Annotated in this window: 15 protein-coding genes; 2 read left to right on the top strand and 13 right to left on the bottom strand. The window is 43.4% G+C overall.

Annotated elements, in window-relative coordinates:
* Positions 1 to 47 precede the first annotated feature (47 nt).
* The 4 genes from tlp to acnA all read right to left on the bottom strand — a co-directional run bounded on the left by tlp (position 48) and on the right by acnA (position 4,246).
* Positions 48 to 293, bottom strand: coding sequence for a small acid-soluble spore protein Tlp (gene tlp / locus ACXADE_RS09795; RefSeq protein ID WP_474980291.1), 246 nt, complete (start codon positions 291 to 293; stop codon positions 48 to 50).
* 136 nt (positions 294 to 429) lie between these two features.
* The gene (locus ACXADE_RS09790) at positions 430 to 573 is read right to left on the bottom strand and encodes an FbpB family small basic protein (RefSeq protein ID WP_474980290.1); all 144 of its coding nucleotides are present in this window, start codon (positions 571 to 573) and stop codon (positions 430 to 432) included.
* A 51-nt stretch (positions 574 to 624) separates the two neighbouring features.
* Positions 625 to 1,194 carry a TlpA family protein disulfide reductase gene (locus tag ACXADE_RS09785; protein ID WP_474980289.1) on the bottom strand — a complete coding sequence of 190 codons (570 nt, stop codon included), beginning with the start codon at positions 1,192 to 1,194 and terminating at the stop codon, positions 625 to 627.
* A 346-nt stretch (positions 1,195 to 1,540) separates the two neighbouring features.
* Positions 1,541 to 4,246: an aconitate hydratase AcnA gene (gene acnA / locus ACXADE_RS09780; RefSeq protein ID WP_474980288.1), complete on the bottom strand. Its 2,706-nt coding sequence runs from the start codon at positions 4,244 to 4,246 to the stop codon at positions 1,541 to 1,543.
* A 280-nt stretch (positions 4,247 to 4,526) separates the two neighbouring features.
* Here acnA and ACXADE_RS09775 point away from each other — a divergent pair, with 280 nt between their 5' ends.
* Positions 4,527 to 4,955 (top strand): DUF2621 family protein, encoded by a 429-nt coding sequence (locus ACXADE_RS09775; RefSeq protein WP_474980287.1) that lies wholly within the window; start codon positions 4,527 to 4,529, stop codon positions 4,953 to 4,955.
* A 12-nt stretch (positions 4,956 to 4,967) separates the two neighbouring features.
* Here ACXADE_RS09775 and ACXADE_RS09770 read toward each other — a convergent pair whose 3' ends face one another.
* The 7 genes from ACXADE_RS09770 to ACXADE_RS09740 form a co-directional block, all read right to left on the bottom strand.
* On the bottom strand, positions 4,968 to 5,450 hold the full coding sequence (locus tag ACXADE_RS09770; protein ID WP_474980286.1) for a CcdC family protein: 483 nt from the start codon (positions 5,448 to 5,450) through the stop codon (positions 4,968 to 4,970).
* Between the two features lie 121 nt (positions 5,451 to 5,571).
* Positions 5,572 to 6,018: a Na(+)/H(+) antiporter subunit B gene (locus tag ACXADE_RS09765; protein WP_474980285.1), complete on the bottom strand. Its 447-nt coding sequence runs from the start codon at positions 6,016 to 6,018 to the stop codon at positions 5,572 to 5,574.
* Positions 6,019 to 6,082: 64 nt separating this feature from the next.
* Positions 6,083 to 6,784: a cytochrome c biogenesis CcdA family protein gene (locus tag ACXADE_RS09760; protein WP_474980284.1), complete on the bottom strand. Its 702-nt coding sequence runs from the start codon at positions 6,782 to 6,784 to the stop codon at positions 6,083 to 6,085.
* Positions 6,785 to 6,924: 140 nt separating this feature from the next.
* Positions 6,925 to 7,149, bottom strand: a complete 225-nt coding sequence (locus tag ACXADE_RS09755; protein WP_035505139.1) for a YneF family protein — start codon at positions 7,147 to 7,149, stop codon at positions 6,925 to 6,927.
* A 328-nt stretch (positions 7,150 to 7,477) separates the two neighbouring features.
* Positions 7,478 to 9,481, bottom strand: a complete 2,004-nt coding sequence (gene tkt, locus ACXADE_RS09750; protein ID WP_474980283.1) for a transketolase — start codon at positions 9,479 to 9,481, stop codon at positions 7,478 to 7,480.
* A 176-nt stretch (positions 9,482 to 9,657) separates the two neighbouring features.
* The gene (locus ACXADE_RS09745; RefSeq protein ID WP_474980282.1) at positions 9,658 to 9,891 is read right to left on the bottom strand and encodes a DUF896 domain-containing protein; all 234 of its coding nucleotides are present in this window, start codon (positions 9,889 to 9,891) and stop codon (positions 9,658 to 9,660) included.
* An 85-nt stretch (positions 9,892 to 9,976) separates the two neighbouring features.
* Positions 9,977 to 10,636: a YneB family resolvase-like protein gene (locus ACXADE_RS09740; RefSeq protein WP_474980281.1), complete on the bottom strand. Its 660-nt coding sequence runs from the start codon at positions 10,634 to 10,636 to the stop codon at positions 9,977 to 9,979.
* 304 nt (positions 10,637 to 10,940) lie between these two features.
* Between ACXADE_RS09740 and lexA the strand changes: the two genes are divergently transcribed.
* Entirely contained in the window at positions 10,941 to 11,564 is a 624-nt protein-coding gene (lexA, locus tag ACXADE_RS09735) for a transcriptional repressor LexA (RefSeq protein WP_474980280.1), read from the top strand.
* Positions 11,565 to 11,598: 34 nt separating this feature from the next.
* Here the strand turns inward: lexA and ACXADE_RS09730 are convergent, their stop codons facing one another.
* Positions 11,599 to 11,823, bottom strand: a complete 225-nt coding sequence (locus ACXADE_RS09730; protein ID WP_474980279.1) for a hypothetical protein — start codon at positions 11,821 to 11,823, stop codon at positions 11,599 to 11,601.
* A gap of 138 nt (positions 11,824 to 11,961) precedes the next feature.
* Entirely contained in the window at positions 11,962 to 13,293 is a 1,332-nt protein-coding gene (gene glnA, locus ACXADE_RS09725; protein ID WP_474980278.1) for a type I glutamate--ammonia ligase, read from the bottom strand.
* Positions 13,294 to 13,314 lie beyond the last annotated feature (21 nt).

The raw sequence follows: 13,314 nt of genomic DNA, 5'->3' as shown, positions 1-13,314 counted from the left end.
AAGAGATAAAAAACCGCTCCTCTCATGAGAAGCGGTTGTACTGTACGTCAATACTGCTGATGACGTGCCTCATCTTTGATTTCTTCCCGCATAGCTTCCAACGATTGATTCCTTCGTTTGTTTTTCTTCTCGATATTTCTTTTTTCTTCTTCCGATGCAAAGGCCATTGCGTCATGCGAAGCTTCAATATTCTCTATCGTGTTTGTCACTTTCTCTTGAATACGATCAACGTTATCGGCACGATGATCCGGATTTGGTTTCTGATTAGCCATATGCTGTTGTTTATGAGACATGGAAGTTCTCTCCTTCTACAATTCATTCGACCCGTAGGAGTCATTGTTTACGTTTCCCTTGTAGAAGTCGATTTATGAAAAGAAAAAAAGAAGGAGTCGTCTCCTTCCCTTTCTGTTATGTGCAAAACCTTATGACTTACGATGGAATCTGCTTCATACGATCCTTATGTCGTTTTTCAATCCGTTCATCGATCTGATCCAGCAGTTTCTGATCGGCTTTAATAGAGCGGATGTTTTCTTTCACACGGTCTTCAAAAGATATGCTTTTATGTTTTCTCATGGATATCTCTCCTTTTATAGGTAGGATTTCCATGTTTTGATGAAAGTATTCCTATTTTAGCGCATTTTTCTTGGATTTCATCATTTCATAAGTCATTGGACCTACAACTCTGGGGGTTTGAATGGTTCCATCCGTTCCAATGAAATAAGTAGTTGGAATGGATAGAATCTGATATGTTTCGTTGATTTCAAGCTCTTTGTCCATAAGTACTGGAAAGGTGTACCCTCCATCCCTTATGTACTGCTCAACATCTTTTAAATTTTGTTCTGTCCCTGTTCCGTTTACTGCTAAAATGACCACTTCATCTCCAAATTCTTCATGGAATTGCTGCATTTCGGGCATTTCCTCACGGCATGGGGGACACCAGGTGGCCCAGTAATTGAGAAAGACCTTTTTCCCCAGGAAATCAGAAAGCTTCACTTGTTCCCCGCTTAATGTTTCCAACGTGAAATCAGGGGCCTTCTCTCCCACTTTCAAACCATCAGGAGCATTCGGAGCAATCATACCTGTCTCTGAACTTGATGCAGGATCTTTTGTAGCTTCTTCCTCTCCTGTGAAGGATGTATAAATGACAATGCCAAAAAGGGTGGCTAAAAAAATTGAGGCCATCCACTGTTTCATGTTAAGATCCTCCATCCATGTTAACGTCCCTGTACTATGTATAAGGATAAATAAGAGCCATTATGCTTGTAAAGCCCCTTGCAAAATGTTTCATTTTAACTTGATGAGTTTTTTTTACTGTATTCGGAGTTGCTACTAAGTTCGAATAGAGATCAGATATAAAAATTATCTGGGAATGAAAGATTTTCCTTAGGGTCGTTTATCATATGAACGTGTAAATGCTGCCTATTTTATGTTGTTAAAAGGCTTAATTACCATTTTTCCCTTTCCTTTTATATATCTCACTTAAATGTAGCAAAGGCATAAAAAGATCGCCCACATTTAAGGGCGATCTTTTAAAAGTCATTTAGTTCAATTTGTTACGAAGAACCATTTGCAGAATACCACCATGACGGTAGTAATCCACTTCCACTTCACTGTCGAAGCGGGCGATGACATCAAATTCTTTCTTGTTGCCATCTTCATCTGTCGCCGTCACTTTGACATGGTCTCTCGGCTTCACGTTCTCACCGACTTCTACATCAAACGTTTCACGCCCTGTCAAACCAAGGGACTCGATGCTGTCTTCCGGCTTGAATTGCAACGGAAGAACACCCATCATCACAAGATTTGAACGGTGGATCCGTTCGAAGCTTTCAGCGATGACAGTCTTAATACCAAGTAGATCCGTACCCTTGGCAGCCCAGTCACGTGAGCTTCCCATACCGTAGTCATTACCAGCAATGACCATCAAAGGGGTTTGATCCTTCTGATATTTCATAGCTGCTGTATAAATCGGCATTACTTCTTCAGTCGGCCAATACGTAGTGAAACCACCTTCTGTACCTGGAGCCAACTGGTTTCGAATACGAATATTTGCAAACGTACCACGCATCATCACTTCGTGGTTACCACGACGGGAACCGTAAGAGTTGAAGTTGCGAGGGCTTACTCCATTATCCTGCAAATATTCACCTGCAGGCATATCTTTCGGAATCGCGCCTGCTGGAGAAATGTGGTCTGTAGTTACGGAATCACCGAATTTACCGATTACACGCATGCCTTCAAGCGGCTTAACCTCTTCCGGATCACTGGAAAGACCTTCGAAGAACGGAGGGTTCTGAATGTATGTGGATTTGTCGTTCCAATCATACAATGGTTCATCCGTTGTTTCGATTTCGTTCCATTTTTCGTTCGAATTGAATACATTTTCATATTCTTTACGGAAAATTTCCGGTGTAACGACTCGGGAGATTTCGGATTTAATTTCTTCCTGAGAAGGCCAGATGTCATTGAAGTATACATGGTTTCCTTCTTTATCTTTTCCGACTGGGTCATTCTTAAGATCGATATCCACAGTTCCGGCAAGTGCATAAGCCACAACTAATGGTGGAGAAGCCAGATAATTCGCTTTCACAAGCGGGTGGATACGTCCTTCGAAGTTACGGTTACCGGACAAGACAGAAGATGCTGTCAAATCACTATCAGCAATTGCCTTCTCGATTTCAGGAAGAAGCGGACCGGAGTTACCGATACATGTCGTACATCCATAACCGACAAGATTGAAACCTAAGTCGTTCAAATAAGTCATCAAACCTGAATCTTCAAGATAGCGAGTAACAACCTTAGATCCCGGTGCCAACGATGTCTTCACATATTCAGGCACTTGCAAGCCTTTTTCGATCGCTTTCTTAGCTACGAGACCTGCACCCAGCATTACATGGGGGTTGGACGTGTTCGTACAAGAAGTGATCGCTGCAATTGCCAAAGCACCCGTTTTCATGACTGCTTTATCGCCGGTATTGAATTTAACTTCTACTTCTTTATCGAATTCAGATGCATCCAAACCGAAACCATGGTTCCCTGCAGGACCAGTAATCGCTTTTTCAAACGATTCCTTCATTTGAGAAAGTGGAATCAAGTCCTGAGGACGTTTTGGTCCTGACAAGTTAGGTTCCAATTCCCCGAGATCGATTTCAACCAATGAAGTGAATTCCGGATCTTCAAAGGACGGATCGTACCAAAGGTTGTTCTTCTTGCAGTATTCTTCGACAAGCTCAATTTGCTCTTCGCTGCGTCCTGTGAGACGAAGATATTCAAGTGACTCTCCATCTACTGGGAAGAATCCACAAGTTGCACCATACTCAGGCGCCATGTTGGAAATCGTTGCACGGTCAGCAAGAGGCATCTCCTGGAGGCCTGGACCGAAGAATTCGACGAATTTACCAACAACGTTCTGTTCACGTAATTTCTGAGTGACTTTCAGAGCCAGGTCGGTAGCTGTCGTTCCTTGCGGGAAGCTTCCATTCAGCTTCACTCCAATAACTTCTGGAGCTGGGAAGTAAGATGGCTGCCCTAGCATTCCAGCTTCCGCTTCAATACCACCAACGCCCCATCCGAGGACACCAAGACCATTGATCATCGTCGTATGTGAGTCGGTACCGACTAGTGTATCAGGGTAAGTATCATAAGAGCCGTTCTCATTTTCTTTTGCATGAACGACATTCGCGATGTATTCAAGGTTTACCTGGTGTACAATTCCTGTTGCTGGTGGGACGGCGCGATAATTATCGAACGCTTTTTGAGCCCAGTGCAGAAATTCATAACGTTCTTCATTTCGTTCAAATTCAAGCTCCATGTTCACATTTAATGCATCAGGAGTTCCGTACTTGTCCACCTGTACAGAGTGGTCAATAACAAGATCAACTGGAACTTCAGGGTTGATTTTGTCAGGGCTTCCTCCCATATCCACCATTGCCTTTCTTAGTGAAGCAAGATCGACCACGGCAGGTACGCCTGTGAAGTCCTGCAGGATGACACGGGAAGGTTTGAATGGAACATCTTCCCCTTTAGATTTTTCTGTTCCCCAGTTTGCTAGACTCTCGACATGATCATCACTGATGACACGACCGTCATGCTGACGTAATAGAGATTCCAGTAGGATCCGGATGGAGAAAGGTAGACGGGAAATCTTACCATGTCCCGCATCTTCTAAGGCTTTCAAATCGTAATAGTTATACGTTTGGCCATTGAGTTCAAATTGTTTGCGAGCATTAAAAGCATTGCTAGCCATATTCCTTTTACCCCCTCATCAATATTCAACAGCGGCCCTGTTTTATAGGTGCCACTATTCCCCAATTCTTGTACATTTGTTCCTTGTAATCACAACAAGTTCACAAATCTGCAACCCTTATTGTAAATGAAAACGATTTATAAGTAAAATAAATGACCACAAATTTTTCTGAATTCGATAAATTTTATACAAAAATCTACAAATTGATGTGCTTGTATTTGAATGCCCGACCTTTTATAATGAAGGTAGGAAAGTATAAGATAATGAAACAGGTGATAGTATGTCAGGAGGATTTGCCCTCTTTATCGTTGGGTGGATTGTCATCATGATCGGATTGATGAGCATCGGGGGGTTCTTCATGTTCCGCAAGTTCCTGAAGCGCCTCCCGAAAGAAGACGGAAAGTCCATCATTGATTGGGAAGAATATTATGTGGACAAGACGAAACACATGTGGTCGGCCGAACAAAAAGATTTACTCGAAGAACTGATCTCTCCCGTCCCTGAATTATTCCGGGATGTAGCCAGGCAGAAAATTGCCGGACGCATCGGAGAATTGGCCCTCGATAAGAAAAAAAAGAAAATCACACAGGAAATATTAATTGAAGGCTACATACGGGCGACGCCAAAGAGAGATCATAAATTCCTGGTGAAAAAGCTGGAAGAGAAGAAAATAGACATTACCCCCTACGACCCATTGATTGAACGCTAAAAAGGACCAGGCTTATGCTAGGTCCTTTTTCAATTCCAATTTCTTTTCCAGTTTTAAGTACTGCCTTAACATAGCGATTCTCCAAGTCATAATCATACCGAAAGCGAGCAGGAAGAACATGCCGCTCGTTTCACCGAATGAAACATGCTGTCCGATGATCAGTTTGAAGACCACCCTCAATATCAAAAGACCGAAAAGGATCAGGATAAAAGCCCTCGATGGCTTTAAATAAATGTCTCCCTCTTTCACCTCGAATTTGGAAGTGCGGATGAGAAAAATTGAAAATATCACACCAATGAGGACTGCTTCCATCACCTGCGTCCATTCGACTCGAAACACGGGTAATACGAACATAAGCGCTCCTGTACTCATCATAATCGGAGGCAGAATAATCTTTTTTACACTGGCTGGTTTTTTCGCTGCCCTCAGACGCACGAAAATCATCGCCGTCGCCATTCCAGCAGCTACAATCGTACTTGCAATTAACCAAAACATACCTATTCACTCTTTCTACTCTGACTTTCATGTTCAGCCTGGGATGACTCATCATGAAAATTTGGAACACAGGAAAACGGAATTCTTTCCGCCTGATCATATGTTTCCTTCTAAGGTAGGATCAGGATGCGCTTTCCTGTTCTCCTCTGTCATTAGCAATTGTCAAAATGATTGTCATCGTTACCCCTACGACAGCAAGGTAAACGCCCAGATCAAACAGTAAAGCTGTTGCAAGCTCTGTCTTTCCAAGGACAGGAAGCTGGAAGTAAGCGAACGCTTGAGTAAGGAACGGTGCATCAAAGACCATTCCACCAATACCAGTTGCCGCTGCTACGAGCAGCCCTACAGGGATCATATAGCGGAAGTTGATCGGTAGAATTTTCTCCATCGCTTTGATGCCATATGCCATATACATGAGTATGATAGCTGCAGCAGTCATCAAACCACCAATGAATCCTCCCCCTGGAGCATTGTGTCCCGCAAAAAACAAATAAACCGAAAATCCAAGCAGGATAAAGGCTATGAGTGTTGTCGTTGTTCTTAGGATAATATCGTTGGTCTGTCTCATTCAAACGGCTCCTTTGCTTTTCTCTAGTATCATCTTAATATAAATTCATTGGAAAATCCACGCCTCAAAACCCTTGGAAATTAAAGAGGCCCGCAAGATAGGATGTAAGCATCGTCATCCAATTGAAATAAAGAGCGATCCCGACCAGTATCATAACATAGCCGCCGATCTTCACGATACGTCCACTGTGGTTTCTGAACCAGCTCAATTTACCTATAAAGAAGGACAAGGTCAGAAAAGGAATGGAAAACCCTAAAGAATAGAACAACATCATCACCATAAAAAGCTCGGGTGAATCAGCAGCCAACGAAAGCACAGATGCAAGGATCGGTCCTGTACAAGGCGTCCAGCCCAATGAAAATGTCAGCCCAATGAGAAAGGTTCCTATGTAGCCGGATGGTCTATTCTTGAAGGATATCTTCCTGTCTTTCATAAGGAAATCAAAATTGAAAACCCCGATGATGACGAATCCGAAGAAAATGATCAGAATGGAACCTAGACGGCGGATGATGGATTCATACTGTATAAAGAATTGGGCAAATAGAGAACCGGAAAACCCGAGAATCAAAAAGATGGTCGTGAAACCTAATAAAAATAATACCGTATGGATCAAGCTCGCTTTTCTCAACATTCCATTGTCCTCTTTTAACTCCTGAACACTCATCCCGGTAATGTAGGACAAAAAAGCAGGATATAATGGAAATACACATGGAGATATAAAAGATAAAAACCCTGCTCCAAAAGCAAGGAATAGATTCACATCCATTCAAACATCACACCTTACCATTTATAGTCGACTCCTATTGTACCAGAGCCTTCCGCGGAAAACGACGGATAGGTTGTGAACATCCCCTGAAAATTACATAGATAAAGCCTCCTTTCATAACGAAAGAAGGCTTTTTTTCATTATTTCATTTGATTGTTCATTGAACGCATCATCTGATTGATTTTCTTCTGTGACGGTTTCTGTCCCATCTGCATCATCAATGTGCGTAACATTTGTTCGTTAATTGGCGGGTTCTTTTTTAAATAATTCATCATGTACTTTCTCGCGATGAAGAAGCCTAGAGCTGCACCACCGACAAGAGTCAATAAGGCAATGATGATGACCCAAACGATCCCCAATGTCATGACTTCGTCTTCCTCCTTCGTGTTGTCTCCCATAACAGTATAGTAAAACGTTCCATAGAATACAATAGTCGTTTTATCAGCCTGTCCGTCCGCTTCAATACGGTTTCAACCGTTCATGTCAAGAAAATGAAACTCAACGAAAAAAACAAATTTTCCATCACCGTGGGAGTTGACTGTAACAGAGACAACAATCATTCTTATGTCTATTATATCACATAGAGCAATGGATCAGAAAAGGGTTTCCTTGTGTGGAATTCTTACCTTTAAATAAGATCATTACTCTCTCAAGTAAAGAAGCTGCCTTGTTCAAAGGCAGCTTCCCCTTCTATTATTTCATCAAGTTTTCAGCATGTTTTACGACATTTTCAACAGTGAAACCATAGTTCTCAATGACCGTGTTACCCGGGGCTGATGCTCCGAATTTGTCAATTCCGATCACAGAGCCATCTAAGCCTACATATCGTTCCCAACCGAACGATGCTCCCATTTCGACTGCCAGACGCTGGCGGACAGAAGAAGGTAGTACCTGTTCTTTATATTCTTTCGACTGTGCTTCAAAGCGGTCAAATGAAGGTACGCTTACTACACGTACATCATAACCATTCTTCTTAAGTTCTGTTTGAGCTTCTACAATCAACTGCACTTCAGAACCTGAAGCAAGTAGAATAGCATCCGGCTCCTCTTTATCAGAATCACTCAGGATGTAAGCACCTTTTTTCATGCCTTCATAAGCATGCTCAGCTGTGCCTTCCAATGTCGGCAGACCCTGACGCGTCAATACGAGCGCTGTAGGTGTCGTTTCGGACTCAAGCGCAAGTCTCCATGCTGCGTTGGTTTCGTTCCCATCTGCAGGACGAAGCACGGAAAGATTCGGCATTGCGCGTAGTGAAGCAAGTTGTTCAACTGGTTCGTGTGTCGGCCCGTCTTCACCGACAGCCACTGAATCATGTGTAAACACATAGTTTACTGGAAGATTCTGCAGCGCGGAAAGGCGGACGGCCGGACGGAGGTAATCACTGAACACGAAGAAAGTGCCCGCATATACTTCAAGACCGCCATGAAGACCCATACCGTTCAATGCAGAAGCCATTGCGAATTCACGTACACCGAACCAAATGTTGCGTCCTGCATAGTTGTTTCGGGAGAAGTCTTCTTCTCCTTTAACAGCGGTTTTATTAGATCCTGCTAGGTCGGCGCTGCCTCCGAAGAAGTTCGGAATCGCCTGTGAAAGAGCATTGATCGCATCGCCGGAAGCTGCGCGTGTTGCCGGGCCGTCTTCTCCCACTTTATATGTTGGAAGATTATCCGCCCAACCTTCTGGCAGTTCTCCACGAATCGCACGTTCAAGTTCTTCTGCAAGCTCTGGATAAGCTTCTTTATATTGAGCCATCAAGCTGTTCCAGGACTCTTCCTTATCCTGACCGTTCTGTTGTACTTTAGCTTTGAAGTCCTGATAAACTTCCTCTGGTACGTGGAAAGGCTCGTGTTCCCATTCATAGAACTGCTTGGCTGCAGTCACTTCATCTTCCCCTAGAGGAGCTCCGTGGGAAGCTGATTTACCAGATTTGTTCGGAGAACCATAGCCGATCACCGTCTTCACTTCGATCATTGTCGGCTGTTCGGTATTCGCTCTTGCCTGTTCCAGAGCTTTAGCTACTTCCTCTGTACTCGTTCCATCTTCGACACGGATGACTTGCCAGCCGTAAGCTTCGTAGCGTTTTTCCACACTCTCACTGAACGAGCGGTCAAGATCACCATCAAGAGAAATATCATTGGAATCATAAAGGACGATTAATTTGCCAAGGCCAAGGTGACCAGCAAGTGAAGCAGATTCCTGAGATACACCTTCCATAAGGTCTCCATCTCCACAAATCGTGTACGTATAGTGATCGACTACGTTATAACCTTCACGGTTGTATTTCCCTGCAAGGTGTGCTTCCGCCATGGCCATGCCTGTAGCCATCGCGATTCCTTGCCCAAGGGGACCTGTTGTCGCCTCTACTCCATCGGTGTGACCAAATTCCGGGTGCCCCGGTGTTTTAGAATCCCACTGACGGAAGGATTTCAAATCGTCCATGGTCACGTTATAACCGGATAAGTGAAGCAGACTATACAATAGCATGGATCCGTGGCCAGCAGATAAGACGAAACGGTCACGGTCAAACCAGTTCGAGTTCTTCGGATTATGATCCATGAACTGGGTCCATAATGTATATGCCATCGGTGCTGCACCCATCGGCATTCCAGGGTGGCCGGAGTTTGCTTTCTCTACTGCATCGATTGTTAATGTTCTGATCGTATTGATTGATGTTTGTTCAAGGCTGTTTGCCATGTTGAACATTCCCCTTTCTATTCAGGTATATGTACCATGTATTATCCTATAATGAAATTCGCTTTGAGACAAGCGTTGTGCGCAATCTTTGCACAACCTCCCACCTAATTTCCCCTTGATCGAGGGAAATAAACAAAAAATCCGTATTCGAAAAAACGAATACGGATCATTAACTATCAATTCTTTTTTTCATTCTTCTGCATTTGGCGAAGCTTTTCAGGGGTAACGTCATTTCCTTTAGGATCAACGACTGTTACGCCTTTCAGTTGGTTTTTAAAGGATTGACGGGCATTTTTCAAATATTCCTGGCGGAGTTTCTGCTGCTCTGCTTTTTCATTCTTCGTAAGCTCCTGCTCTTTGGATTTATTAGCCAATTCATTTATACGATTAATTTTTTCTTTAGATAACATAGATCCTTCTCCTTTGCTTGTAGTCTGGATCATATACATACGAAAAAGACAAGAAATCTAGGGACTCTTGTCTTCAATCATTATATTACCTTGATTCCTCACCTTTTTCAAGGGATAGGTACTCTTTGTATCTCCTGTGGACGGTTGCTTTCGAAACATCATATCCGAGACCACGAAGAGTAGCGGCTATATCCTTAAACGTCAGATCGTTCTTCCTTAACCTCATGACTTCCTCAATCGGGAAATCGATCCTCTCACGGCCCGGTGCCTGATCCCTGTTGGATAAATTCGCGGATGGATCATAACCACCCGCTACGGCTTTTCTCATTCCACGCCGTATCTTCATGTTATGTATTTTTCTTTGGTATTCCTCGACGATTCCTACGATCTGCAATACCATTGAGTCCGATTCTGACAACTCCAGTTCCCCGTTATTGGATAAGGATAGAACTTTAATTCCCAGCCGGTTCAATTGATGAAAAAGAGCAATCTTCGTATTCCCGCGTCCCAAGCGAGTTTCATCCTGAACCAAAAGGGCATCCGCTTGTCCAGAAGAAAAGAATTCCAACATCCGGAAGACCCCTTCCCGTTCGATTTCATAGCCACTTGCCTGTTCTTCGATACATTCAACCACTTCATAACCATGGGCCTCAGCCATACTTGTCAATTCAGACTTCTGCCGGTTCAATGAAGTTACCTGCACCTCTTTTTCAGTACTTACTCTGCAATATATGATTACCTTCACCTGGACGATCCTCTCTTCTCTCTATTTATACGGTCGTTACCATAGAATAATAGAGAATGATGAAACTAACAATAAAAAGAATAATATACGTGTAATCGAGCTTAGATAGTTTGTTGAACATAAGAAAATCCTCCTCCGATATTGTAGAACGAACGTTCCTAAGAACCTGTGTTCGCGTTTGTTACTTTTATTATATACGAACACAGGTTCTTGTCAATGGCTTTTTTTCGAACGCGTGTTTGTATTTCTGAAACATAGGTGGTACAATGTGGTTACTATAATCCTATGTACGAGGTGCTAATCTATGAGTAAACTTTCAAAACGGCAGCAGGAAATACTAGATTTCATTAAAGAACAAGTTTTATTGAAAGGTTATCCGCCATCTGTTAGAGAGATCGGACAATCCGTCGGCCTCGCATCCAGTTCAACAGTCCATGGGCACTTGTCCAGGCTGGAGAAAAAAGGGTATATCAGACGCGACCCTACAAAGCCTCGTGCCATTGAAGTGATTGAATTGGAAGAAGATCACAGCATTCCAAGGAGTGAAGCGTCCTACGCTCCAGTTATTGGTAAAGTTACAGCCGGGTCTCCGATTACCGCAGTAGAGAATATTGAAGAATATGTTCCGCTTCCAGATACGCTCGCAGGTTCGGATGACAATACGTTCGTTCTCATCGTCCAGGGAGAGAGTATGATCGAAGCTGGTATTCTTGATGGAGATATGGTTATCGTCAGACAGCAACAGACCGCACAGAATGGCGATATCGTCGTTGCTATGACAGAGGACGAAGAAGCAACCGTAAAACGTTTCTTTAAAGAGAGAAACCATGTCCGCCTCCAACCGGAAAACGCCACAATGGAGCCGATTTTATTACAAGATGTGGCCATTTTAGGGAAAGTCGTTGGTCTTTATCGGACCGTACACTAAAAAAGAGAGACGAGTCAGCACTCGTCTCTCTTTTTTATGCGCCGTATCTATTTCCTAGGTAGGACTTGGGCAGGACAGACAGGATGTTTTCTTTCATAAATGTCCTTACCTGCTTTCGCTCATAGCAGTATGCCGTTACATATAAATCCTGTATACCGACGATCCTGACTGTCCGTTGAGACACCGCCCCCTCTTTGTTCATATAGATCAGTTCAAGTTTTATCTTTTCCATTTTTGACCGATTGAATAAGGAGTCCATTCGCAACACACCCCCTAAACGAACATTTGTTCTTGTTTTTATTATATGTATTTCGCAGCCAAAAGTATACGACCAAAATTATGAAATTTCCCTGAACAAAAAAGCCTTGAAGCATGGTATGCTTCAAGGCTTTGGTACTTAATAGGTTTGCAAGTATTGTTCTCTCTCCCACGGATGAACCTGTGTACGGAACATATCCCATTCAATTTCCTTCGCTTCAATGAAGTGTTCAAATAGGTGTTCACCGAGAGCTTCTACCATGATTGAATCTTTGTGCAGCTCTTCCAGCGCGTCATAAAGCGTGGCAGGAAGGTCTTTTACTCCATGGGCTTCCCGTTCTTTCTTATCCATAACATAGATATTCCGGTCTACAGGTGCCGGAGCTTCCAATTTATTTTCAACACCATCAAGTCCTGCAGCAAGAAGAACTGCCATCGCCATATAAGGGTTGGCTGATGGGTCCACGCTGCGCACCTCGATTCGGGTGCTTAACCCACGGGAAGTGGGTACACGTACGAGAGGGCTCCGGTTTTGACCCGACCAGGCTACATAACATGGTGCCTCATAACCCGGAACGAGACGCTTGTAAGAGTTGACTGTAGGGTTTGTGACCGCTGTAAAATTGGTGGCATGTTTAATAATACCCGCTGTGAATTGATAGGCGACTTCAGAAAGCTGCTCTTTTCCTTTTTCGTCGAAGAAAGCATTACCTTTTTCGTTGAAAAGAGACATATTGGCATGCATTCCTGATCCGTTGACACCGAACAACGGTTTAGGCATAAATGTCGCATGCAAACCATGTTGACGCGCAATCGTTTTGACCACTAGTTTGAAAGTCTGGATATCATCACAGTGTTTGACAGCATCTGCATATTTAAAGTCAATCTCATGCTGCCCAGGAGCTACTTCATGGTGGGAAGCTTCAATTTCAAAGCCCATTTCCTCAAGCTCCAAAACGATATCACGTCGGCAGTTTTCCCCAAGATCGGTTGGGGCCAAGTCGAAATACCCGCCTTTATCATTCAATTCCATCGTCGGATCGCCTTTTTCATCTAATTTGAATAGGAAAAACTCAGGTTCCGTACCGATATTGAAAGCGGAAAAACCTAGTTTCTCCATTTTCTTGATGTTACGCTTCAAATTGTAGCGTGGGCATCCTTCAAATGGAGTCTGGTCTGGGTTGTAAATGTCACAGATGAAGCGTGCGACTTTCCCTTTCTCGGACGTCCAAGGGAAGACGACGAACGTATCCAAATCCGGTACCAGATACATATCGGACTCCTCTATTCGTACGAATCCTTCGATGGAGGATCCGTCAAACATCATCATGCCATCAATTGCTTTATCCAACTGGCTTAGTGGAATTTCCACATTTTTGATTGTGCCAAGCATATCCGTAAACTGCAGGCGGATGAACTTGACGTTTTCTTCATCGATTTTCTTGTAAATTTCTTCTTTAGTTAAACCCATTGAATTTCCCCTCTCGACACA

This window comes from Halobacillus sp. ABR2_026 (assembly GCF_056158545.1).
The sequence above is the reverse complement of the archived record's forward strand: the minus strand, read 5'-3'. Positions and strand labels throughout refer to the sequence as shown.